Below are 25862 nucleotides of genomic sequence, written 5' to 3' on the forward strand. Positions count from 1 at the left end.
GGGCGGAGGGGAGGGTCAGATCACGCCGTCGGCGGCGACAGCAGCGAGCTCGTCCGGGCCGAGACCGAGCACGCCCTGGTAGACCTCGGCGTTGTGCGCGCCGAGCGCGGGGCCGGTCGTGCGGATGCGGCCGGGGGTCTTCGACATCCGGGGCAGGGGGGCGACCATCGGGAGTTCTCCGAATTCGGGGTCCTCGACCGTGACGAGCGTGCCCCGCTCCCGGTAGTGCGGGTCCTCGGCGATGTCCGCGATGCTCATCACTGGCGAGGCCGGGATGCCGGCGTTGCTGAGCAGCTTCGTCACGTCGTTGGCGGCGTAGCAGCTGGTCCAGTCGGCAATCGCCGCGTACAGGTCGTCGGCGTGCTGGGCCCGTGCCGCACGGGTGGCGTACCGGGGTGATTCCGCCAGCTCGGGACGGCCCATGACAGCGGCGAGCTTATGGAACAGCGCGTCGGTACCGGCGTGGATCGAGACGCGGCGCCCGTCGCGGGTGGTGAAGTCGCTCGCGGGAACGATCTGCGGATTGCGGTTGCCCAGGCGCTCGCGTACCCGGCCAGTGGTGGCATACGTGGCGAGCGCGTCCTCGGAGGCGCGGAATCCGGCCTCGTACAGGGCCAGGTCGATCACCTGACCGCCGCCGCCGGCCATGTCGCGGTGGTAGAGCGCCGTGACTACGGAGAAGGCACCCAGATAGGCGGCCATGTAGTCAATCGTGGAGTACCCGCTGCGCACCGGCGGGCGGTCGTCGTCACCGGTGACGTAGGTCAGACCGGCGAAGGCGCTCGCGATCCGGTCGAAGGATCCGCGATCGCTGTAGGGGCCGGTCAGCCCGTATCCGGTCACGTACACCAGCACCGTGCCGGGTGCGAGTTCGTGCAGGGTGTCCGGGTCCAGGCCCCATGCCTTCAGGGTGGGCGGGCGGTAGTTCGTGATCACGACGTCGAAGTGCGGAACGAGCTCGCGCACGATCCGCTGTCCTGCCTCCGTGCGCAGATCGAGCGTCACCGACTTCTTGTTCCGGGCCTCCTGAGCCCAGTACGGGGAACGGGCGCCGGAGGCAGTGCCCCGGGTGAAGTCGCCGCGCCCGGGCTCTTCGACCTTGATCACCTCGGCACCGAAGTCCCCGAGGAAGGTGGCCGTGACGGGCGCGGCCAGCACAGTGGACAGGTCGAGGACGCGTATGCCCGCCAGCGGGAGTGTCGACATGGATGTCCCTTCACGTTAAATTAACGAACCGTTATTAACGGATCGTTGTTAGTGGGATAATAGAGTGGTCGCTTTCGGCGCGGCAAGGGTTCGTGGCGCGAAGATTCATCCCAGTAGGAACGGGGAGCAGAGGATGAGCGAGACCGGCAAGACGCGACGGCGTCGACGTACCCGCGAGGAGACCGAGGCGGACCTGCTGGGCGCCGCACGCCGCCTGCTGGAGCGGGACGGGGTGCTCGCCGGAGTCAACCTCCGCGAGATCGCAGCCGAGGCCGGGGTCAACCACGGTCAGATCTACCAGTACTTCGGCACTCGACAGGCCCTGCTCCGCGCTGCGGCGGCCGACCTCGTGGAACGTCAGAGCACAGATCGGGACGGCCACTGGGAGAGGCCGTTCGCAGAGCGCCGACAGACCATGTTCCAGCACCGCCTGGAGGAGCCCGAACTGGTAAAACTCGAAGCGCTGTTGGCACTCGACGGGGACGAAGACTTCCGTCCGTTCCCGCGGTTCACGCAGACAAACCAAAGCCTGGAGCGGGACAAGGACGAGGGATGCCTGCCCGCGGACTCGGACGTGGTGGCCGCCCACGTGATGACGGCCGCGGCCCAGATGGGATACGTGATTTTCCGTGAGGCGTACGCCCGCAACACCGGAATCTCCCTGGAGGAACTCGACGTACGCGCCGCCCACGCCTTCGCCCGCATGGTGGCCGGACTCGCCACCCAGCCCCCCGACCATGAGTCATAAAGTCACGAACCACTTCCTACCGCTATCGGAAGCGATCGCAGTGACTGAGGGTGCGAACTGGTAGCACCGTCGGTCACGCATACGGGCCCACCAGACGTTGACGCGTCGGTTAGCGAAAGCGAGCACGGCTTGGACGTGCTCCTTGCCCGCCACCGCACGTTCGCCAGCAGCACCGCCTCCGGAACCCCACCCGCTCGAAGCCCCACCCAGCCGCAGCGCAGGCCCGGCGAGTCACTTCGAACGCCTCGGCATCGCGCGGCGCAATTCAATCGTCGGCGCGGACATCGACGACCATGCCCGAGCCATCCGCACGGCGTACGAAGAAGTCCGGGGCATGCCGGCGCTCACGCGAACCGTCGTGCCAGTGCAGCCAGAACGGCTGGGAGGCGATCTGCGCCACGGCGGGATCAAAGTCCATGAGCACGAGATGATCCCGCTTCAGCCACGACTCGAAGCCGACGAGCTGCCCGGTCGTCGACGACCAGTACCAGCCTGGGAAGTGGTGCGAACCCCGTGACCACCGAAACGGCCGTACCGGAACCACGTCCTCGAACCTCGCCGTCGCGCAGTCCAGCAGGGGACGCCGCAGCCGCCTACCTGCGGCATCCACGCACGACACCTCGACGTACGGCACGTCCCCGTCCGTCCCAGCCAGTACGGTCATACAACACCCCCAGCGTGCTCACCCCGCACGAGTAGGTTCGCTGTCAAGGAAGCCGAAACGGCTGGGTTCGCTGTCAAACGACTCGATTGGATGACGAAGGACAGCAGTTCGCCGGGGGCAGACAGGAAAGATCGCGGAAAGACTGGCCAAGGTGCGCTGAGGCATGTCAACGTAGACGACCTTGCAAGAAACACCAGGTCAGAGAGTTGATTGCCTGTGGCCGTAGCTCCCTTCCCGCCTCGGCTTCTCCACCACGATCGAAGGCTCTACGGCTGCGCGAATGGCAGCTTGGCCCCGGACAGCCCACGCTCGTAACGGATCAGTTCTCCGCGGACGACTTCCACCTGATCGTGGATGACCGCGCAGACGTCCACGTCAGCTCGAAAGACGACCGCTTCTGCCTTGGCTGGTTCCCGAACGGCCGTACGTGCAGGAACAGCGAGGGATGGACGATCGCCGTTACCGGCACGATCAAGGCGCCCGGCTACCGCATCTCGTTCGACCCCGAAACACCGTCCGACATCGTTGCCGCCGCCGTGGCGCCCGTGCCGGAGACCTCACGCCGCGTTTGACCGCGGCGCCTCCCACCGACAGCCCCTCACCCGGCTCGGCGGCAACGGTCGACCTGTTCCATCAATTCCTTTCCCCCGCGCCCCAGGAGGCTGTTGTTCGTGATGTCCACCGAGATGACCGTCGGCGATCTCATCGACCGGCTGTCCGCCTGCGACCGGAGTGCTCCGGTCCGGCAGGCCATGAACCCGTTCTTCCCGATGGCCCACCGCCTGGAGCGGGTCCTGCAGTCGGTGGACGAGACCGGACGCACCATCGTCTACCTTGCCGAAGGGCGGGACGAGGACGCACAACTCGGCCACCTGCCACCGGAGGTCGCCATCGCCCTGACGTGGCAGGGCCCCGTCCAGGCGCCCCCGCGCCGCCCCCGCCGCCGCGTCGGCGGCAACTAGACCCGCACCGAGCCTTTGGAGGCGCCCCTGTACCCCGACTTCCCGCCCCACTCGTCCACTCCGCGCGGCGGCCAGCCCGCGTTCTGGGTTGGCCCCCGGTACTTGGCCGGTGACGATGGGGTCCTCTACGACGTCGTCGCCGACACGCTCGCCAGCCTGGGCTGGACGAGCCTGACGATCGTCCGTGGACGGCACGAGCCGGACGAAGCACCGGAGGACCGCCAGGTCCTGCGCAGTACCGTCCTGCACATCAGCCCCGACGCCCTTCGCTGGGCTCAGTGGGGCTTGGCGGACGAGCCGTTCGTTCTGGGCGAGCTGCCGATCGCCTGGCAGGTCTCCGCCCGAGCTGAGGTGAGCAGCCCGCTGGCCCAGTGGTCTGCCTATTTCACTCGAGACGTCCCCGGCGAGGCGGTGGTCGACTTCCTCGTCGCGCTCGACGCGAGCGACCAGCCTGCGGTACCGCTCTCTGGATCCGAGCTGGTCCTTGAGGCTGTCGACGCCCACGGATGGTTCCGCGATTCCGACCAGCCCCAGGCGGCGGCGACGGACCCGACGTTCACCACGCACATCAGCCTCGGCGAGGTTCCGCCGCTCATCCAGGACTCCGACCCGCGCGTCCTGGCGGCCGAGTACGACGAGACGGGACCGGCCGGATGGCAGGCGTGGGCCGAACCCGCGCTCAGCGCACCGTGGCTGTGGGCGGCATCGTTCGCCGCCAGCGTCCCGCAAGACCTCGTCGCCGCCTTCGCCGCCTCCCTCAGCTCGACCGCACCGGTCCTGCGCAGGGTGCTGCCCGAGGCCACGCAGGAGCGCCTCCTGCGCGCGCCGGCCATCTAACGCCATGCGCGCACCTCTCGAAACTCACAGTCCGGCACCTGCCCAGTTGGGGGTGCCGGACTTTCGTGCTTCTCGGGTGAAGTGGCCGTTCGGTCTCCGACGCCCAGAGGGTTTGCCGCCCCTGGCCGGCACGATGCAGGATGCGGGCATGCACCCCAGCCCCGGCGCCATTACGGCGATAGCGCTCATCGTCGTCGTGACGATCGCGTTGACGGTCCGTTCACGGCGCAAGCGCGCGGTGGCCCTCGCGGCCCAGTGGCAGGCATTCCAGCAGCACCGGAGCTCCGGGCAAGGGCAACTTCTCCAGGTGGCGCGGGTCTACCAGCACGGACACCGTGGCTCGAAAGCCGTGGTCACCTGGTGCGACACCGGTCGGCAGCAGGACGCCTGGTTCTGGAACTGGCACGTTCCCGCAGGCGCGTTCCTGCTCGTCAACGCTTCCAGCGGCTACGGGCCGCACAGCCACAACCCGAACGTGCTCTACGTACAGCCCGCCCAGGTCCGCGCCTGGGTGCCCGCCAGGCTGCTCGTGCCGCTCAGCGCGTCGGCCGGTAACGCACTGCTGCCCCGACCGCAGCGGTCGGAGGCAGCAGACGTCGGGCCGACAGGTCAGCTCGTTGCAAGGGCCTTGTCGAGGGCCTTGCCGAGGTGACGGTCGACGAGGGCCGGGGAACCCGAGACGATCAGCAGCAGACTGCCATCACGGATCGCGGTCTGCTTGACCACGGTGCTCCGTGCCCCGGTGGAAAACGTCAGGAGCTGGCTCCATCCCTCGTCACCCAGCCCGCGGGGCGGGGCCAACTTCTGTGAGGCCATGTCGATCCGAGTGCCGCCCGCGACGACCTGATAGGTCGGGCACCCGGTCATCGCCTCGAAGATCCGGCCTATGCCTTCGGACAGCTTCGCCGCGCTGTCGCTGTACAGCTCCTCGGAGACCTCCACGGCGCTGCCGCCGAAGGTGAAGGACGCCTTCGCCTTGCGCGGGAAGGTGAGCGATCCACCGGTCGCCGCGTCGCCGCCCAGCTCGTTCAGGGCCGGGCAGCCGATAGCGGTGACATCGTCATGCAGGGAAGAGGGCTCAGGCTTGCGCAGGTAGCCGCTGCCGAGCTCGTTCTCGTCGAGCAGGCGCGTCTCCAGCGCGGCCGACGAGAGGACGGCGGTGTCGCTGACCGGCATACCGGTACGGGAGGCTGGCGCGGTGTCGGAGTCGGTGGAGCAGGCGGGTACGGCGAGGAGGGTGGCGGTGATGCCGAGGATGGTGGTAGCGACGCGAACGCGCATGACGGAACTGACCCCTTGGTGCTAGGCGACGGGTGGTCAGTGCGGGCCCGGAGGCCCGGTGGGGTCGTAGGGGTAGTGGTCAGTGCCCGAGGTGGCGCAGGCAGTCCTCGAACGTGGCGTGCGTCGCGTCCGCCGGCCCCGCGTGCCGGTTGTACCAGGCGGTGTCGAGGCGTGTCTCCTGCTGCTGGTGACCGGCCCGGCAACGCAGCCAGATCTCGTCACGGGTGGAGAGGACGAGCCAGTCCCGGTACTCGCCGCACTCGGCGCAGGCGACCATCTCGCCGTCGAGGACGAGCGGCTGCTTCCACGGCATCATCCTGCCGTCGAGCTGGTCGTGGCTCGGCACCCGCAGCTCCGGCGGGAGGAAGTCGTCCACCATCGCGGTTGGCTCGGTGTGCTGCGGCTCCGCCGTCGGCACCCCGAATCCCGGGGGGACCTGGTCTGCCAGCCGCGCGTGCAGCTCGGCGAACTGACGCTGCGCCTCGCTCGGTCCCTTAGCCCTGCGGCGTATTCGGTGAAACACCCTGGCGTCCTCCTCTACCTCGTCCAACTCGTTTCATGATCGTGCCTTACGCCCCCGGCGGTTTCAATTCACAAAGTCCACAGCGCTGACTTCCGTATCGCCGTGCTGCCGACGGTGTGTGCTGACGCCGCGCGCCGGTGCTCGGCGGGGCTCACCGGGCCTTGCCCGGTGTCCCTTGCCCGTTGCGGCGCCTGCCTGGTGTGGAGGGTCGGGTCGTGGGCCTGCGCGTTGTGTTCCGGTCGCCTGCCGTGCCCGTCTCGGGCAGGACGGAGGCGTCGGCGGGCAGGTCGGCCGTCCGCCGCAGCCGCCACACCAGGACATCGCTGACCTGGTCTGCGGTGCCGAGTTCCCGGCGCTCCACGGCGTCGGAGAGGAGAGCGGCCGGGTCGTGGCCGGCGGCTTCGGCTTCCGCGATGGTCGCGGCCAGGGCGTACCAGCCGGGCTCGGCGAGTATCTGCTCGGCCAGGCTCGGCAGGGTGTCGCGCAGCAGTGCGGACTGCCGCAGGATCACCGGCCTGCTCAGACGCCGGCCACGTGCGTAGAGCACACCGAGGGGCTGGGCGGCGGCGGGCTGGTACGCGGCGCGCAGGTGCTCGGCGGCCCGGGCGGCGGCCTCCGCCTGCTGAGCGTGCCCCTTCCGTGCATGCCAGTGCGCGGCGACGGTGATCAGGAAGAACAGCATGTCGATCGCCATCGCGGTACTCGCGCCGTCCTCACCTCTGCCCAGAGCAGTGCCGCCGTGGACGAGGTCGCGTGCCGCCTGCCGCAGGGCCCGCTCGTGGCCCCGTACGGCACGTACGTGCGAGCGCGAAGCGCGCTCGAAGGCCGTTGCCGTGTTGCGGAGTTCGCGGCGGGTGTGCGCGGCGGACGTGGTCGCGAGGGCGTCCAGGACTTCGCCGGCGGCGGCGATGTGGGCGGCGGCGACGGCATCGTCGCCGTACTCGACGACGAGTACGGCCTGCCACGCTGCCGATGCCGTGGCCCGCCGGGCAGCAGCAGGGGTGCTCGGCCTCGCACGGACCGTGTCCTCTTGTCGGGGAGCTGGTTCGCTGGACCAGCGCTCCCGGATGCGGGGCAGCGACAGGTCGGGGGCCAGACGCGCGCCGGGGTAGAACACCGGCTCGCCGTCCTTGTTCAGGTCGTCGTGCAGGGCGACCTTGTATCCCAGGAGGTCTCCGGAGGGCGCGGCGCGTTTGCGGATCAGGAGGCCGGCGGCGGCGAGCCGTGCGAAGAACTCCTCATCGCTTGTAGCCCCGGTCACCGCGCGTCGCACCGTCTCGCGCAGTTCCTCGCGGGCGGTGCGCTCGCGGCCCTGACGTTGGGCCTTGTGCCGTTCGGCGCTGGTGGGACGCTGTGCGGCGGTGCCGTCGCCGGGGGCGACCTGGTGGAGTCCGAGTTCCTTCTCGATGAGCCGTGCTGCGGCCTGGGCCCGTTTTCCGGATCGGTGGTGGTCGGGGCGTCGGCCGTCTTCGCGTACGAGGGTGGCGACGATGTGGATGTGGTCGTCGGCGTGCCGTACGGCGGCCCAGCGGCAGCCCGCGCCGTCGTTCGGGTCGATGCCGGTGGCGGCGACGATGCGGCGCGCGATGTCCGCCCATTGTTCGTCGCTGAGGATCGGGTCGTCGGGCGCGGCACGCACCGAGCAGTGCCACACGTGCTTGTCGGGGCGTTGATCCGCGGCGAGGAGATGGAGAGGCTGGTCGAGCAGCTGCGCGAGGTCCTTCTTGGTGGCCGTCGTGTCGCGGCCGGGGTCGGGCGACATGCCGTCGAAGGAGGCGACGAGGTGTGGGTCGATGTGTTCCTCGTGAGTTCCCTTGCCGTAGAGGTAGTACAGCAGGCCCGGGGTGTGGCTTCCCTGCTTGTGGATCTGTGGAATCAAGGTGCCTCGTCTGACTGTCGGTTGGCCACCTTGTCGGCAGCCGACCTCACCGCGTCGGCCGCCCGGTGGACATCAGCCAGCACGTGGGCCAGGTTGGGAATGTCGCCGCCGGAGTTGAGGATTCTGGCTGCTTGGTTGAGGTTGCTGCCAGCCCAGCCGAGTTGCCGCCGCATCGCGAACAATTCGGTGAGCACGTCGTGTTCAGTGGCGATGGCGACGGCGGTACGGGACCGGTCACGGGCCATGGCCAACCCGGCGTGGGCGAGGAAGCCCGCCACGCTCATACCGGCCGCGTCTGCTCCGCCCTGGATGAGGGCGAGTTCGGACGGGTTGAGGCGAACGCTGTGTGCGCGACGCTGTTTCTTGTCGCGCGGGCGTGCCCGCCCCCTCGACCGCCCTGTTCGGGCGGCTTCTGGCTGCGATCCGCCCTCGGTCGCAGCCTTCCCGACTGGCGCCCCCTGGTGCCGGTCGGGCCCCGCCACCCCAGGGGCGGGACCTGGTTCGGACGCTGCCCCCTCGGGGGAGTGTCCGAACCTCCATCTTGCTCGCTCTGAGTCCGAGTTGATGTCGGGTTCAGGTTCCGGGGTGGTGCCGTTCTGGGGTGCGTTCGTCATCGGGGTTCGGGCCTCGCTGATCGGGTGTGGTGCTGGACGGTCGTGGTCAGCACGAGGACGCTGGCCGGGTCCGTACGGGCGCGAAGCGGCCCGCCGGGACAGCCCAGGACGAGCCGCTGGCCGGTTGGCGTGAGGACAGCGCGTTCAGAAGCCGTCCGCGCACCACGACGTGTGCCCAGGCGCCCGCCTCGGCGAAGGCGGGCTCGGATGACCCAGAAGAACGCGGATTCACGGCGTTGCCTCCCAAGTGGGACGGTGGCCCGGCACGGAGCCGGACCACCTGTTGCGAATAGGGGGGTTGAGCTGAGGTTTTGCCAGGTCAGCCGCACTCTGGGCAGCGCCCGACGTGGGTGGAGAGCGCGCGGGCCATCTGCTGTTTCGTGGAGGTGGCCCGCTTCGCGCTGGACTTCGCCGAGGGCCTGCCCTCGTACCGCTGGGAGTGGGCCAGCATGAAGCTGATCTCCCGCTCGAACTCCGCGCGGACGGTGCTGAACCGGCGGCAGGTCTTCATCGCGACCTCCTCGTGTCTCGGGGCAGGTGCGCGAGCCGAGGGTCTGCGTACAGCTGAGCCTGGAGCTTGCGGAAGCCCTCGTTGCTGATGGTGATGTTGTTGCGCCGAAGGTGCGGTCGTATGACCCGGCGGGTCATACGACCCGCGTCGAGCGCGGCTTGGCGGGCCACCTCGACCTTCACCTCCCACGGGACCTCGTCGTTCTGCTCCGCAGACGTGGTCCGCGGCTCGGGCGAGGTTTCGTGGTCCGTGGTCGGAGCCCCCTGCGGTCCGGCTGAGGAATCGTCCTCGTCCTGGTCCGCCGGACCGTCCGCGTTCTGGTCCGCGAGGGTCGGGGCGTCCTGGTCCGTGGCGGCGGGCTCGGCGGGCTGGTCCGCGGTCCGAGGGTGGTCGCGGTCCGGCATCCGGTCTGCCGGGGCAACCTGGTCCGTGCTCGCAGGGTCAAGATCCTGGGCCGGTCCACGCCCCTGGTCCGCTCGGTCGTGCTCCACCGGACCATGGGAGCCATCAGCGGATTGAGCTGGGGTTTTCCCGGTCCGCCCATAGTTTTCGATGCCGTGCGGACCATCACCGGTCTGCTGGTCCGCAGCCGCCGTGTCCTGGCCGGCAGCCTGCTGCGAGGCCGAGTCGCTCCGGTGGTCCCTAGCCGGATCCTCATGGTCCGATGGGACGGACCCAGTGTCATGGTCCGTGGTCCGCAGAGGGCCCTGACCGTGCGGGTCGGGGTGGTCCACGCTCGCTGGACTAGGCTCCGGTTTTGGTCCGCGCCCGTGGTCCGTACCGCCTCCTGGACGGTCTGCGGGGCGGGTCCAGTGCGTTGCTGGGGCGGAGGCGGGTCCTTGGTCCGTGGGCTGCTCCCCGGCTTCCGCCGCTGTAGTTGCCCCCGTGTATCCGGCACCCGGGTGGTGGCGGGTGATGAGGATGTACAGGTGGACCGCGCCGGCCAGGGCGAGTGGGGCCAGGGTGGACAGGATGGCTACGACCGTGTCGCCCAGGCGCAGGCCGGTGGTGTGAGCGGTCTGCTGGTTGAGGCGGACCGCGTGCAAGGAGTTGGCCCAGATGCTTGCCGCGGTGGCCGTACCGAAGAGCATCCAGACATAGAGCCGGGCACGCAGCGGAGCCTGGGAGAGGACCAGCAGGGCGCGTACCCCGTAGGCGATGAAGCCGTCGACCACGAGAGGGAAGAGATAGGTCAAGTATCCGCGGATGTGGATCGCGACGGCCATCTGCTGGAGCGCGTCGTAGCTCAGGGCGCATCCGGCGAGGCCGAGGACCACGATGGCGAGCCGGTCCCACAACCCGATGGGCGCGACGGTGGGGTGTGCTGAGGGGGAGGTCATGCGGCCTTTCCGAGAGGGGCGGTCGCCGAGGCCAGCGGCGCCGCCGGACGTGTGCCGGGCTTGGTGGGCGCAGCCGTGGCCGGAGCGATCTTCTTGCGCTTCTTCTTGGGCTTCGGCATGCCGTAGGTGCGGTCGCGGTCGAGGACCTTGTTGGCGGCCTGACGGAGCAGGTCACGGGCGTGGGTGTGGCTGATCTGCAGGGCGATGGCGAGCCGGTCGGGCCGCCAGCCGCGTACGTAGGCGTGGTCGATGACGATCTGCCGCTCGGCCTCGGTCAGGTGCACGTCGCGTCCCTGGAAGAAGGCGACTACGCGCCGGTAATCGCGCCGCTTGTGCAGGTTCTTGTGCAGAGGGGCACGCTCGGCTTTGGTGAGGCCGCCCCAGATGCCCTCCTTGAGACCGTTCTCCAGGGCGAAGTCGAGGCAGTCACGTCGTACGGGGCACCAGCCGCACAATTCCTTCGCCTCCGCGATGTCCTCGTGGTCCCGGGGGCCGGGGAAGAACACTGCTTCGGCGTCCTCGACGTCCATGCCGTGGCACGCTCCATGGACGTGCCAGTGGGTGTCTCCGATGCCGCGCAGGCCGGTGGCCGGGGCGTCGTGGGTGGTGATGTGGCGCAAGAGGGTCTCCGATGTGCTGCCGCACGGACCGGCGGGTGCGGTGCCCGGGGTGTGGCGTCGGGTGCCGGCTGCGGCGCGGAGGCGTGCGCCGCAGCCGGTGCGGGACGGTGGTGTCAGGCGGTCGTGCAGTGGACGGGGTGCACGTGCCGGGGGTGCCGGTCAGGCGAGGGCAGGCTGCTGGGTCTGCTCGGTGAGCTGTGCCTGCTGGGCGGCGGCGAGATCGAGGCGGCTGGGGTGCGTGGCGCAGGGGGCGGTTCCGCGGGCTCCACCGTCGGGACCGATCCTCCGGCGACGGCATGACTCGCCGGGTTGAGCCAGACACCATGCGCACCGCACGCTCAGGGCGTCGGGCAGGCCCTGGGCGACAGCGGCCTCTCGGGCTGCGCGTGCGGGCCGGTAGGGAGCGAGGGCTGCTCGGGCGGCGGGCGGTATGCAGGACCCGATCTGGTCCAGCCGGGCCTGCAGCCGCGGGTTGATCTCTTCCTGACCGCTTTCGATGGCCCGGGCCCGCGCGGGCTGCAGGGTTCCATCAGCGACCGCGCGCCGGGTCTCGACCAGCTCCTTCGCCCAGGCAGCCTGGTCATCCGGGTCGACGGACGGCGTCGGGTCGGAGTGCCGCGCCAGGCGGTCGCGTCGGTACTTCTCCCAGCGCTGTACCACGTCCGCGGGTTGGATCTGGTACGGCGAGGTGCGGGTGTGCTGGCGGGCTGCGGCGAGGGCGTCCCAGCCGTGCGGGGTGGCGGTCGGCACGTCGCCGAGGAGTTCGTGCCATTGGGCGAGTTGGTCGCCTGCCTCACCCTTGTCGGTGCGGATGGTGCGGGGGTCGATGCGGCCGATATAGGCCAGCAGGGCGGCGATTTCGCGGCGAATCATGGTCAGCCCTCCGTTCCGGTCGGCTCGTCGAGGGCGGCGAGAAGGGCGGCGGTGTGGGCCTCGGCCCGCGTCATCCCGCCAGGAGCGCTGCCCTTGCTGCCGGGCACGGCGTGGAGGTTCGGGCGGCCGGGAGCGTGCTCTCGGGCGACCCAGGACTTCCAGTCCGCAGCCCACGCGTCCGCCGGCCTCGGCTTGAAGTCGGCGCGGTGGGCACGCCACTTCGCGTCGGCCGCTTGGAGGCCCTGCTCGCCGAGGCGGTCGAGGTGTCCCTGCTGGCGGATCCAGGCGTGGGTGGCAGGGTCGACCCGCCACTCGGCAGCGGAGGTGACGGCAGCACCACTACTGCTGTACCTCCGGTTCAAATCAGGTTCACTACGGTTCTGTGTGCCGGTGGCCGGTACATCGCTATGCCGGTGGTCGGTACGCCGGGGTGCCGGTTTCCGTCGCGGCCTGCCGGTTTCCGGTACTGCCGGTTTCCGGGCCCTCGCAGGGGATTCCGGCACCTCACGCGGGCGGATTCCGTACCGCCGCAGAGCCGAGAGCCGGAGCTTCGCAGGCTCTGTGGGCGCGTCGGCCACCGCCTCCTCGCCGTCCTCCTCCTGCTGCTCGCGCTGAGCCTGTATGAGGGCCTCGGCGGCGAGGGGAAGGCGGTAGACCGTGCTGCGCTGCGGGCCGACGAGATCGTCGAGCTGTTCCAGCTCCTCGGCGAGGACCAGGCGCTCGACGGCTTCGCGCACCGTGGAGACCGAGGCGCGCGTGCGCTTGGCCAGGCTGGACAGCGAGGCCCAGGAGATGCACTGGTCGTCGGCCACCCGGTCGGCGATCGACAGCAGGACCAGACGTGCGGCCCCTCGGCTGGAGCTGTGCTCCCACACCCACTCGCGGGCCTCGCTGCTCATCGCCCGCTCCTGGTGACGGGACGAGCCTCGACGAGGCGCTCCAGCTCGGGCCGCAGAAGCGCCGAAGCGTAGATGGCTGCCGCGCAGACCGCACGAAACGGCCTTTTGCGCAGGGCAGGAGACATGCGATACTCCCCTTTGCAGTGTTGCCACGCTGAAGCGCCCCTCGGAAGGACTCAGCGTGGTGATGATGGGCAATCTCCGCCCTTGCAGGGGCGGGTATGCCGCTTAGCGTTCGGCGTCCGGGAGTTACCGCTCCCGGGCGCCGCCGCTGTCTGATAGGACCTTTCGGTCCACTCCGTGCTCGCGGGCTCCTCACGTCCGCCGCCGCGGGCGGGTTGCCCGGGGGACGACGAACATACGCACGGACCCGCGTCAAGATCCAGGCTTGGTTCTTAAACCCTGTACTAGTTGCAGAGAGTCACCAGCCGGGTCGTGGGCAGGGCTGCGGCCCGCTCCGGACCCCTTGTCGTAACGGCGCCTCCCGGTATGCCGACATCAGGGGCCAGTCCTGCCTGTTTGTGGCAGAACCCGGGGTGCCTGCCTGGCGGTCAAGGGGAATAGGGTGAGCTGCGGGAGGGCTTCCCTCTCCAGCTCTGCAACGAAAAGTATCTGATGTATGTTTCTGTTGCAAGACCTTGTTGTGCGGCTCCACCGCCACCCACAAGCACGTTCAGGAGTGTCAGCCTTGCCGCCACGCCGGTTCAACGGCCCTCAGTTGATGAGGGCGCGCCGCGCCGCAGATGTGCATCGGCGCGAGTTGGCAGTTGCGGTGGGGTCGAAGAATCAAGCGATCGTTGCGGGCTGGGAGACGGAGAAAACGTTCCCTCCGGGGGAGAAGCTCCCGGTTATCGCCAAAGTGGTTCGTGTCGATATCGACGTCTTGTTCCCTCGTGAGGGCCCGTGCGATCTTGCCGACGTGCGGTGTGACGCTGGGTATGCCCAGTACGCCGCCGCACAGGAGGTCGGGATCAGCAAGTACGGGCTGAGCCGCGCCGAGCGCGGCGAGCGCCGGCTCGACGACGCGTGGATCGGCCCCCTGGCGAAGCTGTACGGCGTTCACGCGGATGAGCTGCTGGCGGCCCAGCGCCGGTCATTCGGCGAGGCCGTGCCGGCATCCCTGCCGACAGCTCTGCCTCCGCTCACCCTGGAACTCCGCGCTTTGGTCGGCGAACGCTTCCCGGATGGTGAGCCGTCACCCGACACGATCGCGGCCGGTGTCAACGGCGTAGCAGGTGCCGAGGTCGTTCGAGGTGACCAGGTCGAGGCCCTGCTCCGGGGTATGCCGGCGGACCGAGTTTTCGCCGGCGCCCGGGTGGCCCGCGCCATAGCTGTCACCGGTTTGGCCGGCTATTTCGGCGTGTCCGAGCTTCACCTCGATGACAGGGCAGAGAGCCGGGTCCTGGACGACCTTCGTTACATCGCAAGCCGCTACGGCGTCGACCTCGCTGCTCGTGGTGGCGAGGGCGGTGTCTCGCCCGAGATGGTCGCCTTGCTGTCGGATCTCCTCAACCGCGAGCTGGCCGACCCGTCGGGCCCTTGATCCAGTCGGAACCGGCTCAGGTCGGGGTAACCGCCTGACTCCGGCCACCTGTTTGAAGGGCGGGGTCGATGGGCGGCTCGCCCGCCCGCTCGTGCATGATCCGCACCAGGTTCGGGGGCACGGGCACTGCTGCGACGCGGGCTAGCCAGCCCGCCTCGGAGGTGACGCTGGTCAGCGGCTTCTCGCGGAGCTTCCTGGAGGGTACGGCGGAACGCCTGCCCGATTTCTGACTCTGCTGGGCGGCCCTGATCCAGTACGCCTCGGCCGCTGCTTCGGGGTCGTCATGGGACTCGGCCAGGTCCTCGGCGACGGAAAGCAACCCCGGAGAGGCGTGGTGGCGCAGCTGCTCGACCCCGTCGGCGATCTCTTGTGTCCGCCGATCCAGGCGGACGTCGAGGGAGGGGACGCAACGCAGCGACTCGGTGATCCCAGCCCCGGGCCGCTGCAGCGCAAGGTGCGGAAACGAGCCCATGAGGTCTGACCACAGCGGATGAAGTTTGTGCAGAGTCCGCCAAGAGGTCCAGCGCGCAGAGATCGCCATGGTTGACGGTACGGCGGCGCCTGCCGCCCAGAGAAAGGCGACCACCATGTTCACCGAATCGGCCACCGTGCGCATCGTGACCGCGCTGACCTCCGGGGGGAACCACGTAATCAGGGTACGGAGGACCGGATAGACCGTGTAGATCGCCATGGCCGTTGCCATCAGCGCTAGCCCGATTCTCAGCAGCCGTTTCTCGGCCCGGCGGGCTGCCCGCGCCCACTGATAGCAGCAGGTGGCCGCAGCCGCACCTAGGTAGGTGTACTGGATCGTCAAAAAGAGTGCGCCGCCAATTTGGCCGGCCTGCGCATCGGCGAAATCAACGCTCGGATGGCTCCGGTCCACCACAGTGAAGAAGAGCACGACCAGTGCGATCAGGGCAGCCAGCGCACACGTGTGCGCCACATGGCTGATGCGCCGGCTCATGGCTACGTGCCGGTCGGAATCCCCGGAGGGTTCCCCGTATACGGCCGTGATGTATCGGAGGGCCGCGAGGATGGCGACCAGGGACGTCAGGTATTTCACCAGAGCTGACAGATCCGTCACAGGTGAGTTGTCCAACGCGTGCTTTACCTGCGGGACTCTGCACCAGACTGTGGCGGCGAAGCCCGCCGAGCACGCCCAGAGAGCCCGCTGCGTTGGGTCTCCATACCTCAGAGCAGGGAAACGCCATATGGCCGTAACGGTCATGCCGATGGCGACGACCCACAGCATGGTGGTCATCTACGCGACTTCTTCCGGCCTAGGGCGGCGCGGCGGCGCGAGTGGGTGCGACAAGGTCGACTCCAGCCTGCTGATCAGGTCATGCCCTGATGTCCGGCTCCGGTAGATACGTTGCTTGATCAGGTAGGCCGACATTTCGGCCTCACGCTCGTCCGCGCTTCTGTACCGTGCACGTGCCTGGATGACCGCCCCCGGGTGAAAAGCCTCCGCCACGTCATGCTGCATAGCGGTAGGCACAGACTGCATCGCCTCGTCGAGCGGAATGCTGACGCCGTGGTCCAGCCACTCGTGTGCGAGCTCGTGCAGGACCACGTGATCAGTCTGGTGCGGAGTGGACCGCGGACGATAGAGGACCACCGTGCTGTACGCGCCCCGTATCCGCAGCCCGCAAGCTGTTCGTAGATCGACTTCGGGTGCATCGACTGCTACGAGCCGGATGCTGCGCCCGCTGGCCGCCTCCATTGCTGCCACCAGGGCGGGAATGGAGGACGAGTCTGGGACTGGCAGGTCGGCGATCTTCCTTCCGCAGTCCCTGAGCAGTTTGCGCATTTCGCTTCCTTCGCGCAAGGCTCGCAGCATCGGTCTCACTCCAGCTTCCGTCCGGTCGGTGCCGGGCGTTTGCAAGCCTCTCTCGTCATGCCGAAAGGGGGCATGGGGGAAGAGTGAAACCCGGAATGCCGACCATATGTCGGTCGTATGGCGGATCTGAAACTGGGGCGGGCCGAATTCCGCTTCGCCGGATTTGACCGCACGGGCGGAGCGAGGCGGATTCCCCGGGAAATGCGTGAGGTGAATCACCTTGACAGGGGCAGCCTGGGGTGTCCCGCCAGGGCTAGAGGATGCCTATGGTTCCGGCAAGGCGCAGTTTGATCTTTGCCGATGCTAGAAATATGCACTCCGGGAAAGCGTCTGCAGCCTGACTGGCTTCGGTGATAGAGCTTCTCTGGCCTGCGGTTGGCGGGTGCTGAACGGTGGGCGCATATTCGATTGGCTCTTACCGAACTTCGGGGCGCAATTTTGAACTGATAGGAGGGTGTTCGCGATTCAGGAGTCCCAACCCGCGTCCGAGCGTTCTTTGTTCCGCTCTGAGACGCAGTTGGGGCGGGATCGCCCAAGGGGCCGCTGGGGTTGTTCGGCGGATGGGCCGACGCAATGAGCAACCTTGTGGGCTGCGGTGACGCCCAGTTAGTTCGTCGGATTCCTCATCCGCTCGTGCCGCAGGGTGCCTCAGAGCGGGCGGGCGGGGGCGCTGGCGACGCCCAGTCCCGGGAGGACCAGGAGTCCGTCGTTCTCGCCGGCGCCGACGTCCGACAAGTGGAGGTCGTAGGGGCTCTGGGCTCCACGGGCTCGCACCTCGGTCACGATCAGGTGTGCCGCTGCGGCGGCACCCGCCGACGTGCGCTCGAAGTAGGAGCCCCACCAGCGGTGCAGCGGTATGAAGTCCTGCCATCCCCGGCCAGTCATCTCGGCGTGGTGCTCGTCGCCGTGAGCGCCATCTCTGTCGTCCACGAGCACCGTCAAGCTGTCCGCAGGGCTGACCAGGACCACTAGCCGCCGCGGCCTGCCGTCTGCATTGACCACGATGTCGAATCCGGCGTCGTCCTGGCCGAGCTGCGCTTCGAGTTGTTCGCACCAGGCGCGAAGTAGCGCTTCGAGGGAAGCTCGAAGACTTGCCCAGTCCTGGGCGACCGGTGCGGACGGCGGTGGGGGCGCCGTTGGGATCGGTTGCCACTGCCACAGAAACGGCAAGTCCTCGGCGTCCAGCTCCCCGGCGCGCCGGAAACGATCGGCCTCCGCCCGCTCCAGAGACGCCGTCCGGCGCACGGACAGCTGCAGACCACTTTCGGCGACATCAGGTGAATCGAGAACTACGGTGTGTGATGGTGTTCGCCATCGAATGGTGGGCCCGGTGGCGCTCCCGCCATACAGAGTCGGTGGGCCGAGGTGCTCGCTCACCGCGTCGATCGCCTGTCGAAGCCCCCCGGCGGCCGACGCCGCCGAGGGCGACGCGGGCTGAACGCCGAGTGCGGTCGGCGGCTGCAGTTCCTGGGCGGGCGCCGTTCGCACCAGATGGGCAGCGAGATCCGGTATCGAAAGGGCGCTCGATGCGGCTATGTCCATATAGTCAGTTTGCAGCACATAGTGCACTTGATGAATCAACTGTGACGCAATGCGCATTTTGCTACTCTGTGTGCCCTGGGCGGCACATAGGGCCGCCCAGGGCCGCAGCCCGTCCGACGCGGGCCTGGGTTGGGGCCGTCGATCCTGAGAAGCGGGCGCTCTTCCCCGCTGGCCTCGGGTCCGGCGGGCGCCAGGCTCGCCCGGGAGCCGCCCGGCGCGGCTGAGAGAGCGATGGGCCCGCCGGGTCCGGCGGCGTGCGACAGCATGGGCCCGGACGGACGGATCATCGAGGGTATGGGCGGCATGGATGGCGGGACGATGGGAGTCCTGGCGGTCGTGCCCTGTGGTGCTCCCGGAGGTCAATTGGCTCCCAGCGGACCAGCACGCTCAGCCTCCCGCACCTCCAGCCGCACCACACCGTTCTCGGAGAACACTCGCTCCACCAGCAACTCGCCGAGGTGCGGAACAGGTCCACGCCCCGTTCGTAGCGGCGCACCACGGTCCCAGACGCCTTTACGTCACCGAGGCCGAACGCCGTTGATCGTCCTCACGGAGTTCGTGCCTGATCCCGAAACCCACCGACAGGCCAGCGGCACCTTCGTCGCGTCGCGAAGGGCATCGGTGTCGGCTGTCGTGCTAATGCGCCGCCTACTTGGCTGGATCGAAGGCGGCGAAGTACGCGGCCGGGTGGTCGATGGGCAGGTCGGGACGCCAGGCGGTGAGGATCTGGGCACTGCAGACGAACAGGCCGTCGGGAAGCTGATCGAGCGGGTACCACGCCCAGTGGCCCATGCTCTCGTCCGGCTGTGTGGTCGGCTGCCCCAGCCAGGTGTGGACGAGCGCGCCGACGGTGACTCGCAGGACATCTTCGACATGGTCGAGGAGCGTGCCCAGGAGCCCCACGTCCTCGGCACGAGCGACCAGACCGGTCTCCTCGGCGAGTTCGCGGATGATCGCTTCCTCGAAGGACTCGCCGGCTTCCACGCTGCCGCCGGGCAGTTCGAGGGTGCCGCGGCGGTGCCGGCCCAGCAGGATGCCCTGTTCGCTGAGCAGGATCGCTCCGACGCCGACGGCCGCGTGTGCGGCCGGGGCTTGAGTGCTGCGGGGTCGGCTGGTGACGCGCGACGGTCGGCCGGGCAGGTGCCGGGCGCGGATGAGCTGTTGGACGACCGTGGCGCTCTCGTCGGGGTGCTTCAGCAGGTCGAATGTCTCAACGCGGAAGCCGTACTCGGTGAGCAGGTCCTCCCACAGCTGCGGTGCCAGGACCCACATGTGCGTCGGCAGGGGCGGGTCGTCGCGCAGCAGGATCATCTGTTCGCGCGGCGTCACTTCCTGGGACGGGCCACGGCCGTGCAAGTCCGTGTGGAGGAGCGAAAGGATCAGGGGGGCGCCGGGCAACAGGCCGTCGCGCAATGTCGGCAGCGAGCGGTGCGGGTCGATGAAGGCGAGCGTCCCGATCGCGTACGCCGCGTCGAACGGCTCGGCTCCGACCAGGTAGTCGGTCACGTCTGCATGGACGAACTCAACCCCGTCGACGTCTGCGTGGGCGGAGACGGCACGTTCGTGCTGGGTCGGGGACAGCTCGATGCCGGTGACGCGGGCTCCGTGCGCCTGGGCGAGATGGACGGCGTGGTGACCGGCTCCGGACCCGATGTCCAGGACTCGGCGGCCGGCGAGATCGCCGAGGACTTCTGCACCCGGACCGATCCCTTCCCAAGGCGTCCAACCGAGCCGGTCGGGGATGGGCGGGGTGTAGGCGCGGGCCATTTGACGCTGGCCGTAGATATGCCAGGCCAGGGTGTTGGTGGACTCAGTGGTCACCAGGTTCTCCATCTGATCGCGGGGCGGGGGGAGGGGGGCAGGGCGTAGCAGCGCAGGACGTCGAGGTCGGCGGTGTGGACGGATGACTTGGTGTGGGCCCCTCCCGCCGTACGGCGGGACGAGCGAGGTGATCAGCGGTCCTGAGAAAGTTCCAGGAGCTCCGCAAAGGTCCCGCCGCCGTGGACGAGGTCTTCATACCGGCCCTGTTCGGTGATCCGGCCGTGCTCCATCACGACGATGTGGTCGGCGATCTTGGTGTTCTCCAGGCGGTGGGTGACCACGATGGTGATCCGGTCGGCGGCGATGGCCTTGATCTGCTCGAAGATCTGATGCTCACCGCGCGGGTCCATCTGCGAGGTCGGCTCATCCAGGATCAGCAGCTCGGGCTTGCGATAGAGGGCTCTGGAGGCGGCGATGCGCTGCCACTGCCCGCCGGAGAACTCGGAGCCGCCAAAGATGTCCCGGGCGAGGAGGGTGTCGAGGCCGGAGGGGAGGTCGTCGATGGCTTCGCGCAGCCCGACCGCGTCGATGGCCTCCCACACCGGCCCGTCGTCGTGGGTGCGGGGCTGGCCGAGGGTGACGTTCTCGCGGACCCGCAGCGGCCACTGGGCGAAGATCTGCGGCACCAGGCCGGTGCTCCGCCAGACGGCAGTGGGATCGGCATCTGCTAAGTCGGTGTCGTTCCATGTCGCTCTGCCCTTGTCGGGGAGGTAGATCCCGGTGAGCAGCCGGGTCAGGGTCGATTTGCCCGAGCCGTTCGCTCCGACGATCGCGAGGATCTGGCCGCGCTTCAGGGTGAGGGAGACGCCGTCGACGGCCGGCTTGTCCTTCCCGGGGTACTGGTAGACGACCTCGTCGAGCTTGATCTCGTCGACCGGGAAAGTGAGTTGGTGGTGGCCGCGCTTCGGCGCACGGGCGGTGGCGGCGTCGAGGAAGTTCTGCATGTCGCCCAGGTAGAGGCTGGTGTGGAAGACGGCGGCCCCGTTGATCACGACCTGGGAGAGGGCGGCGAGCGTGGTCTGGACGGCGATGAAGGCCGTGGCAGTAATGGCGGGCTCGATCCGGCCGGTGGCCGTGAGCCATGCGAGAGCGCTCCAGGTCGCGAGGAGGAAGACGCCGCCGGCCAGTGAGGAGAGCAGGGCGATGCGCAGGGTGCGCGGGGCGGCGGCCAGGATCCGCCGGTCGCACCGCTCGGACAGGGACCGGTACCAGTAGACTAGGTAGTCGGTCATCGAGTTGGCGCGGACTTCATCGCCGTACCGTGACGCGGTCGCCCACCAGCGCATCATGCTGCGGATATTGCGGTCGCTGACGTTGGAATAGTGGATCTTGTAGTCGACCCGGGCGTTCAGTAGGGCGCCGATGCCCGCGGGGAGAACGGCGAGCAGGAGCAGCGGCAGCAGCATCACGTGCAGCACCGACAGGACGCCGGCGGCGGTGACCATGCGGATCAGCGCGGACATGAAGCGCTGGGCGTCGGTGACCATCACGTGGGTGCGGGTCACCCCCATCTCCGCCGCCTCTTGGCGGTCGGAGAACCCGTCCTGCGCGTACGCCGCGGCCTCGACCCTGCAGACCGCCTCGACCAGTGCACTGTCCATCTGCGAGGTGAGCAGGGGCGTGATCCGCCGTTCCGCGTACGTGGCTACCGCACTCGCGATACGGCCGAGAGCGGCTGCCAATGTCAGCACCAGCAGCGCCGGGAGAGCTGTATGCAGCCGGTCAGCGAAGGGCCCAGCGCCGAGAATGGGGCCCATCGCCCGAGCGGTGGCGGTCAGTAGGACGGCCGCGGAAACACCGGTGAGCACCTGGCACCCGACCAGGAGCTGCACGGCCCGCCGGTCTGTCCGCCACGACAGCCGGGCGATTCTCCCCAGTACGGCCGGAATCTGCGCACACATCTTCCGGAACGACGCCTCGGCGAGCGGGTTGACGGAGTACTGGCCGCTGTAGGTGATCTCCGCTGGCGGCGGTGGAGGAGGAGGAGCGAAGGTCTGAGATTCGTGAGCATCGGCCACGGCTACTGGTCCCCCTGGATTGTCGGTTGGACGCTGTCGGGAGTGCAGCGACAGCACCGAAATTTCGAACGCACGTGTTTGAGACGAGTTGGATTCCGCATAGCTGCGGGAGGCATAGCGAGTGCTCCTGTGTCTGCGGATCGGAGCGGGTGGCGGGGAAGTAGAGTCCGCCGGCGTGCTAGGGCAGTTCGATCGGTCCGTAGCGCGCGTGAGGCTCCTGGCGCCTCAGCGCGTCGTACCGGTCCGCTGCCGAGAAGTGCCAGAACTCGGTTCCATAGTTCGTAAAGCCCGCGCTCTCCATGGCGTTGAGCAGCAGCGTGCGCTGGTGGCGCGCCTGGTCGCTGAGGTTCAGGGCGTGCGTGAAGCAGGCCCCGTTGCTCTCCTCGGGGGAGGCGTTGACGCCGGTGCCGAGGTCGAGCTCGTGGCCGTCCTGGTCGACGAGGGTCACGTCCACGGCTGCTCCCGCGGAGTGCGGCGCGATCTCCGGTGGAGACACGTACCGGCTGGCGGCCTGGTGCAGGTGCTCAGGTGCCCAGTCGGGATGGGCGGCGGCCAGCTCGTCGCGGTACTCGGTGAAGTAGCTCTGCTGGAGGGCCGGTGGCCGGTAGCCCTCGATGAACAGCAGGTCGGTGCCGGCGGGCAGGAACGAGCGGGCATGCTTCAGCCGGGCGAGGACGCCTTCACGGACGTGGGCGAATGCGCCCAGCGGGTCGTGCTTGCGGGGGTCGACGCGGAAGTCGTGGTCGCGCACGTCGACGAGAGGCTCTCCGCACTCGTGCACCAGGATCGCGGCGACCTGCGGATCGGACATCAGCACCAGAGGGTTCATAGAGTCTCCCTGTGACGGCTTGGACTGTAGTGGCGGGGCGGCAGCAGGGGCCAGATCGGTGTCGCGCACGATCCGGGCGACGGTGTCCTGCAGCGTGCTGTCGGCCGGGATCACGGTCTCCAGACCGCCGGTCAGCAGATCCAGCTGCCGGTACCACGAGGTGAGGTGGCTGTCGGTGACTTGCTCTAGGTACGCGGCGTCCGCCTTCGACGCATGCCGGGCCAACGTCGTCTCCAGCGGCACTTCCAGGTAGTAGCAGGCCGAGACGCCGCGGTGGTCCCGTACCAGCGACGTGATCATGTGGCTGTAGCGGTCGGCGTACAGGATCCCTTCGAGTACGACGTGGAAGCCGGCGTCCAGTGCGTGGCGGGCGATCCTGCCCAGCAGGGCGATGTTGGCGCCGCCCGTGGTGTCGTGCTCGCGCAGCACGTTCCGGCGGATCACGTCCGGGCCCACGATCGCGACACCGCGGCCGTAGTGATCTCGCAGGCCCTGGGCCACGCTCGACTTGCCCGACGCCGAGTTCCCGCGGATCACCACGAGGCGGGTGTCCGGGCGCCCGGCCGCTGCCGCAGCGGGCACGCGACTGGGCGCGCTGGTCGGGGTGCCGGTCATGCGGGCCAGCCCGTCTCGCTGTAAAGCTCACCGCTCTGGATCTTCGCGATAGCCAGTCGGGTGTAGGGGACGAGGTCATCGGGAAGGGCAGCTGGGTCCCAGAATCTCCACTGCAGGCACTTGTCCGGCTCGCGCAGCGTCGGTTCCCCGCGCCAGGTGCGGGCCCGGAAGAACAGACCCATGCGGGGTGGGTTCCTGGGCTTGTCGATGTGGTGGACGACGTGGACGAGTTCGACGTCCTGACGCTCGATTTGCAGGCCGGCCTCCTCCTGGGCCTCCCTGATCAGGCAGGCGATGGCGTTCTCCTGCTCGCAGTGGCCGGCCAAGACGTGCCAGGTGGACGGCGCGAAAGCGGAGTTGGGGTGGCGCAGTCCGAGCAGCACCGTCCCGTCGGGCCGCTCCAGGTAGAGGTGGACGCCGATGATGTTGGGGACCGTGCCGTGCGGCGAAGCCAGACGCTCCTCCTCGGGTTCGGGCCCGCTCTGCATCGCTGGATTGCTGGCGGCGTGGCGCCGTATGAGGTCGCTGGTGGTGTCCGCGATGCGCAGGCGGTGGAGGTCCGAGGGGGCGAACCAGGCGAGCATTACCCCTTCGGTCAGATGGAGTTCGCGCGGATCACCGTTCCAGCGGCCTGCGTAGATGGCGATGGGCACGGTCGCGCCGGCGTCGTCGGTGGCGTACTCGGTGCCGAACGGGGCCAGGCCGGTGAGGTCGAGGCCGGCTTCCTCGGCCAGTTCGCGCCGAACAGTTTGTTCCAGTGCGGCGTCCTGGGGCTCTCGGCCCCCGCCCAGCAGGGACCACATACCCGGCTCCCAGATCTGGCCGGGGAAGTAGTCGCGCAGGTGGAGCAGGTACTCGCCGCGGTCGTTGTAGATCAGGGCCGAGGCGTTGGCCGTCTCCGGTTCGACCTGGAGCGGGAGCTTAAGCAGCTTCTCGCGCAGGGTCGGTGAGGTCACCCGGTCCACGGGTCGCCACTCGATGCCTCCGACCTCTTCTTCCTGAAGCACGACCGGCACCTCGGTCGAGGTGTGCAGCCGGAAGAGGAACCGTAGGTCGAAGTGCTGGTGTCCGGCTTCGCCCTTGCCCGGGTGGGCGTCGATGTCGTGGATGTCGATGTCCAGCGGCACGGTCTCGTAGCCGGGCCACGCCGTTACGGCCCGGGGCGGGATCCCGGTCTCCTCGTGCAGCTCCCGCAGTGCCACCGTCGCTAGGGAATCGTCGGTGGGCTCGGTGTGTCCGCCGGGGGCGAGTACCTTCCCGCTGGCCAGATGCAGCACGTGCAGGACGCGGCCGAGCTGGTCGACGACGATCGCACTGCAGGTGACGTGTCCGGTAAAGGTCGAGCGGCTGGCGATGTCCACGCCGGTCCGGTCGAGGGCGTCCAGGAGGACGCCGAGCTGCTCGCGCTCGTCAGCGCGGCGAGCGAGGTAGGCATCGACGGTGGTGCGGATGTGGTGTTGCGACAAGGGCATGGGGCTACCTCAGAGGGGCGCGGAGCGAGAGAGCTAGACGGCGTGGGTTCGGGTCAGCTCAGCGGCATCCCCTCCGCAGGGATTTCCTCGATGGCAGCGGCGGAAGCGGTGGGCAGGCCCCACCGCGCGCGTGCCGTGTCCAAGGCGAGTTGGGCTTGCCGCGCTCCGGGCGGCCCCCAGCCCAGCAGGGCGGCTGCCTGGCCGGCTGTGGAGAGCAGGCGGGCGAAGGGGCGACCGGTGGCGGGGTCGACTGCCGCCGGCCTGATGGCGGTTACCCGGGCGGCCAGCCGGAGCCGGGCATTGGGCCCCACACCGCCGAAGACCTCGCCGGTCTCATCCATTACCCAGCCCAGTCGGACCGGGTCGGTCAGGGTGAGCTGGGCTCCTTCGGCGGCTTCGCGGTGCAGGGTGTCCTCGGGCGTCGCGTCGGTGCTCTCCACGGTGCCGCCGGGCAGCATCGGCAGCGCGCCCCGCGGGCCGGGGTCGGCCACCAGGACGACGCGGCCGTCGGGTACGAAGCACCACGACCAGGCTTGCTGCACGGACAGCCGGTCGGGGACGGGGCTTCGGTACAGAGGGCTGTCCCACAGGCGTCGGTAGCGGACGTGGACGTCGTGCCGGTCCAGGGCGGGGACGTCGAGGATGTGCTGGCCGTCGGCGAGGTGGGCGGTGGCGGTGTGCCCAAGTCGGGCACGGTAGGCAGCGAGCATGATCTGCGCATCCATGGGGCGCAGATGCTGTACGGCGTCCCGTGTCTCCAGGAAGGCGTACTCGGACAGCTCCTCGCGCGGCAGGCGGATGGCCTCCACCTGGTCGGGGCTGAGGATCCCTGCGTCGAAGACGAACCGGACCTCGCCGGGGCAGGACGTGCCGGGCTCAAGGTCGGGGTGGTGTTGGGAGAAAGAATGGACGGCGAGAACGGCTGACAGGGGCAGATCCAGGCCCAGTTCCTCGGTGATCTCGCGCCGGCAGGTGGCGTGCGGGTGTTCGCCGGGTTCCACGACGCCTCCGGGCAGCAGCCAAGTGCCGTCCTTGCGGTAGGTGGGGTGCACCAGCAGGACCCGACCGACCTCGTCGGTGATGATCGCGGCTGCGCCGAGCCACGCAGCGTGCCGGGCGGCGGCGCCTTGCGCCGCGGGCAGAGCTGCATTTGGTGTGACGTGATCCGAAGGGGAGACGGGAGAGGACACGGGTCTCTGCCTTTCACGACTATGGAAGGGTGGAC

The 25862-nt window shown here is 68.9% G+C and carries 24 protein-coding genes and 1 pseudogene; 6 read left to right on the top strand and 19 right to left on the bottom strand.

The window, feature by feature from the left end; all coding sequences use genetic code 11:
- Positions 1 to 15: 15 nt before the first annotated feature.
- Positions 16 to 1206 (bottom strand): CaiB/BaiF CoA transferase family protein, encoded by a 1191-nt coding sequence (locus ACFWRV_RS02210; protein WP_384326957.1) that lies wholly within the window; start codon positions 1204 to 1206, stop codon positions 16 to 18.
- Positions 1207 to 1339: 133 nt separating this feature from the next.
- Between ACFWRV_RS02210 and ACFWRV_RS02215 the strand changes: the two genes are divergently transcribed.
- Positions 1340 to 1954: a helix-turn-helix domain-containing protein gene (locus ACFWRV_RS02215; RefSeq protein WP_384326959.1), complete on the top strand. Its 615-nt coding sequence runs from the start codon at positions 1340 to 1342 to the stop codon at positions 1952 to 1954.
- 265 nt (positions 1955 to 2219) lie between these two features.
- Here the strand turns inward: ACFWRV_RS02215 and ACFWRV_RS02220 are convergent, their stop codons facing one another.
- Positions 2220 to 2618, bottom strand: a complete 399-nt coding sequence (locus ACFWRV_RS02220) for a TnsA-like heteromeric transposase endonuclease subunit (protein WP_384326961.1) — start codon at positions 2616 to 2618, stop codon at positions 2220 to 2222.
- Between the two features lie 256 nt (positions 2619 to 2874).
- Between ACFWRV_RS02220 and ACFWRV_RS02225 the strand changes: the two are divergent.
- From ACFWRV_RS02225 to ACFWRV_RS02240, 4 genes and pseudogenes are all read left to right on the top strand, one after another.
- Positions 2875 to 3190: pseudogene (locus ACFWRV_RS02225) on the top strand (DUF317 domain-containing protein).
- 99 nt (positions 3191 to 3289) lie between these two features.
- The gene (locus ACFWRV_RS02230) at positions 3290 to 3580 is read left to right on the top strand and encodes a hypothetical protein (protein WP_384326963.1); all 291 of its coding nucleotides are present in this window, start codon (positions 3290 to 3292) and stop codon (positions 3578 to 3580) included.
- 15 nt (positions 3581 to 3595) lie between these two features.
- Positions 3596 to 4417 carry a DUF317 domain-containing protein gene (locus ACFWRV_RS02235; protein ID WP_384326965.1) on the top strand — a complete coding sequence of 274 codons (822 nt, stop codon included), beginning with the start codon at positions 3596 to 3598 and terminating at the stop codon, positions 4415 to 4417.
- Positions 4418 to 4565: 148 nt separating this feature from the next.
- Positions 4566 to 5069, top strand: coding sequence for a hypothetical protein (locus ACFWRV_RS02240; protein WP_384326967.1), 504 nt, complete (start codon positions 4566 to 4568; stop codon positions 5067 to 5069).
- On the opposite strand, the gene ACFWRV_RS02245 is transcribed toward ACFWRV_RS02240, so the two are convergent.
- From ACFWRV_RS02245 to ACFWRV_RS02285, 9 genes are all read right to left on the bottom strand, one after another.
- Positions 5027 to 5698 carry a hypothetical protein gene (locus ACFWRV_RS02245; RefSeq protein ID WP_384326969.1) on the bottom strand — a complete coding sequence of 224 codons (672 nt, stop codon included), beginning with the start codon at positions 5696 to 5698 and terminating at the stop codon, positions 5027 to 5029. The two genes, ACFWRV_RS02240 and ACFWRV_RS02245, sit on opposite strands and share 43 nt — an antisense overlap.
- A 79-nt stretch (positions 5699 to 5777) precedes the next feature.
- Entirely contained in the window at positions 5778 to 6221 is a 444-nt protein-coding gene (locus ACFWRV_RS02250; RefSeq protein WP_384326971.1) for a hypothetical protein, read from the bottom strand.
- Positions 6222 to 6372: 151 nt separating this feature from the next.
- The gene (locus ACFWRV_RS02255) at positions 6373 to 8100 is read right to left on the bottom strand and encodes a relaxase/mobilization nuclease domain-containing protein (RefSeq protein WP_384326973.1); all 1728 of its coding nucleotides are present in this window, start codon (positions 8098 to 8100) and stop codon (positions 6373 to 6375) included.
- Positions 8097 to 8714 (bottom strand): plasmid mobilization protein, encoded by a 618-nt coding sequence (locus tag ACFWRV_RS02260; protein WP_384326975.1) that lies wholly within the window; start codon positions 8712 to 8714, stop codon positions 8097 to 8099. The genes ACFWRV_RS02255 and ACFWRV_RS02260 overlap by 4 nt, the downstream gene beginning before the upstream one ends.
- Positions 8715 to 9033: 319 nt before the next feature.
- On the bottom strand, positions 9034 to 9225 hold the full coding sequence (locus tag ACFWRV_RS02265; RefSeq protein WP_164260488.1) for a hypothetical protein: 192 nt from the start codon (positions 9223 to 9225) through the stop codon (positions 9034 to 9036).
- On the bottom strand, positions 9222 to 10565 hold the full coding sequence (locus ACFWRV_RS02270; protein ID WP_384326977.1) for a DUF2637 domain-containing protein: 1344 nt from the start codon (positions 10563 to 10565) through the stop codon (positions 9222 to 9224). The genes ACFWRV_RS02265 and ACFWRV_RS02270 overlap by 4 nt, the downstream gene beginning before the upstream one ends.
- A complete protein-coding gene (locus ACFWRV_RS02275) occupies positions 10562 to 11185 on the bottom strand; it encodes a WhiB family transcriptional regulator (RefSeq protein ID WP_384326979.1) in 624 nt (207 codons plus the stop codon). Before ACFWRV_RS02275 ends, ACFWRV_RS02270 begins: the two co-directional genes overlap by 4 nt.
- Before the next feature lie 159 nt (positions 11186 to 11344).
- Positions 11345 to 12058, bottom strand: coding sequence for a hypothetical protein (locus ACFWRV_RS02280; protein WP_384326981.1), 714 nt, complete (start codon positions 12056 to 12058; stop codon positions 11345 to 11347).
- A 2-nt stretch (positions 12059 to 12060) separates the two neighbouring features.
- Positions 12061 to 12957 (bottom strand): helix-turn-helix domain-containing protein, encoded by an 897-nt coding sequence (locus ACFWRV_RS02285; RefSeq protein ID WP_384326983.1) that lies wholly within the window; start codon positions 12955 to 12957, stop codon positions 12061 to 12063.
- A 688-nt stretch (positions 12958 to 13645) separates the two neighbouring features.
- Here ACFWRV_RS02285 and ACFWRV_RS02290 point away from each other — a divergent pair.
- Positions 13646 to 14500, top strand: coding sequence for a helix-turn-helix domain-containing protein (locus tag ACFWRV_RS02290; RefSeq protein ID WP_384326985.1), 855 nt, complete (start codon positions 13646 to 13648; stop codon positions 14498 to 14500).
- A 16-nt stretch (positions 14501 to 14516) separates the two neighbouring features.
- Here the strand turns inward: ACFWRV_RS02290 and ACFWRV_RS02295 are convergent, their stop codons facing one another.
- The 8 genes from ACFWRV_RS02295 to ACFWRV_RS02330 form a co-directional block, all read right to left on the bottom strand.
- Entirely contained in the window at positions 14517 to 15761 is a 1245-nt protein-coding gene (locus tag ACFWRV_RS02295; RefSeq protein WP_384326987.1) for an MAB_1171c family putative transporter, read from the bottom strand.
- Complete coding sequence (locus tag ACFWRV_RS02300) at positions 15762 to 16310, bottom strand: hypothetical protein (RefSeq protein WP_384326989.1); 549 nt, start codon at positions 16308 to 16310, stop codon at positions 15762 to 15764.
- Positions 16311 to 16988: 678 nt separating this feature from the next.
- On the bottom strand, positions 16989 to 17939 hold the full coding sequence (locus ACFWRV_RS02305) for a hypothetical protein (RefSeq protein WP_384326991.1): 951 nt from the start codon (positions 17937 to 17939) through the stop codon (positions 16989 to 16991).
- Positions 17940 to 18530: 591 nt separating this feature from the next.
- Positions 18531 to 19703, bottom strand: coding sequence for an NUDIX domain-containing protein (locus ACFWRV_RS02310; RefSeq protein WP_384326993.1), 1173 nt, complete (start codon positions 19701 to 19703; stop codon positions 18531 to 18533).
- Between the two features lie 131 nt (positions 19704 to 19834).
- Positions 19835 to 21604, bottom strand: a complete 1770-nt coding sequence (locus ACFWRV_RS02315) for an ATP-binding cassette domain-containing protein (RefSeq protein WP_384327258.1) — start codon at positions 21602 to 21604, stop codon at positions 19835 to 19837.
- Between the two features lie 295 nt (positions 21605 to 21899).
- On the bottom strand, positions 21900 to 23165 hold the full coding sequence (locus ACFWRV_RS02320; RefSeq protein WP_384326995.1) for a M15 family metallopeptidase: 1266 nt from the start codon (positions 23163 to 23165) through the stop codon (positions 21900 to 21902).
- Positions 23162 to 24637: an NUDIX domain-containing protein gene (locus tag ACFWRV_RS02325; RefSeq protein ID WP_384326996.1), complete on the bottom strand. Its 1476-nt coding sequence runs from the start codon at positions 24635 to 24637 to the stop codon at positions 23162 to 23164. The genes ACFWRV_RS02320 and ACFWRV_RS02325 overlap by 4 nt, the downstream gene beginning before the upstream one ends.
- Before the next feature lie 53 nt (positions 24638 to 24690).
- Positions 24691 to 25827 (bottom strand): NUDIX domain-containing protein, encoded by a 1137-nt coding sequence (locus ACFWRV_RS02330; RefSeq protein ID WP_384326998.1) that lies wholly within the window; start codon positions 25825 to 25827, stop codon positions 24691 to 24693.
- Between the last annotated feature and the right edge of the window lie 35 nt (positions 25828 to 25862).

The organism is Streptomyces sp. NPDC058576, from assembly GCF_042718715.1.
Classification (GTDB): Bacteria; Actinomycetota; Actinomycetes; order Streptomycetales; family Streptomycetaceae; genus Streptomyces.

Coding starts and splice junctions, on each gene's coding strand:
- ACFWRV_RS02210 (WP_384326957.1), bottom strand. CDS start 1,206: ATGTCGACACTCCCGCTGGCGGGCATACGCGTCCTCGACCTGTCCACT.
- ACFWRV_RS02215 (WP_384326959.1), top strand. CDS start 1,340: ATGAGCGAGACCGGCAAGACGCGACGGCGTCGACGTACCCGCGAGGAG.
- ACFWRV_RS02220 (WP_384326961.1), bottom strand. CDS start 2,618: ATGACCGTACTGGCTGGGACGGACGGGGACGTGCCGTACGTCGAGGTG.
- ACFWRV_RS02240 (WP_384326967.1), top strand. CDS start 4,566: ATGCACCCCAGCCCCGGCGCCATTACGGCGATAGCGCTCATCGTCGTC.
- ACFWRV_RS02245 (WP_384326969.1), bottom strand. CDS start 5,698: ATGCGCGTTCGCGTCGCTACCACCATCCTCGGCATCACCGCCACCCTC.
- ACFWRV_RS02260 (WP_384326975.1), bottom strand. CDS start 8,714: ATGACGAACGCACCCCAGAACGGCACCACCCCGGAACCTGAACCCGAC.
- ACFWRV_RS02265 (WP_164260488.1), bottom strand. CDS start 9,225: ATGAAGACCTGCCGCCGGTTCAGCACCGTCCGCGCGGAGTTCGAGCGG.
- ACFWRV_RS02270 (WP_384326977.1), bottom strand. CDS start 10,565: ATGACCTCCCCCTCAGCACACCCCACCGTCGCGCCCATCGGGTTGTGG.
- ACFWRV_RS02280 (WP_384326981.1), bottom strand. CDS start 12,058: ATGATTCGCCGCGAAATCGCCGCCCTGCTGGCCTATATCGGCCGCATC.
- ACFWRV_RS02285 (WP_384326983.1), bottom strand. CDS start 12,957: ATGAGCAGCGAGGCCCGCGAGTGGGTGTGGGAGCACAGCTCCAGCCGA.
- ACFWRV_RS02295 (WP_384326987.1), bottom strand. CDS start 15,761: ATGACCACCATGCTGTGGGTCGTCGCCATCGGCATGACCGTTACGGCC.
- ACFWRV_RS02300 (WP_384326989.1), bottom strand. CDS start 16,310: ATGCGCAAACTGCTCAGGGACTGCGGAAGGAAGATCGCCGACCTGCCA.
- ACFWRV_RS02305 (WP_384326991.1), bottom strand. CDS start 17,939: ATGCGCATTGCGTCACAGTTGATTCATCAAGTGCACTATGTGCTGCAA.
- ACFWRV_RS02315 (WP_384327258.1), bottom strand. CDS start 21,604: ATGTGTGCGCAGATTCCGGCCGTACTGGGGAGAATCGCCCGGCTGTCG.
- ACFWRV_RS02320 (WP_384326995.1), bottom strand. CDS start 23,165: ATGACCGGCACCCCGACCAGCGCGCCCAGTCGCGTGCCCGCTGCGGCA.
- ACFWRV_RS02325 (WP_384326996.1), bottom strand. CDS start 24,637: ATGCCCTTGTCGCAACACCACATCCGCACCACCGTCGATGCCTACCTC.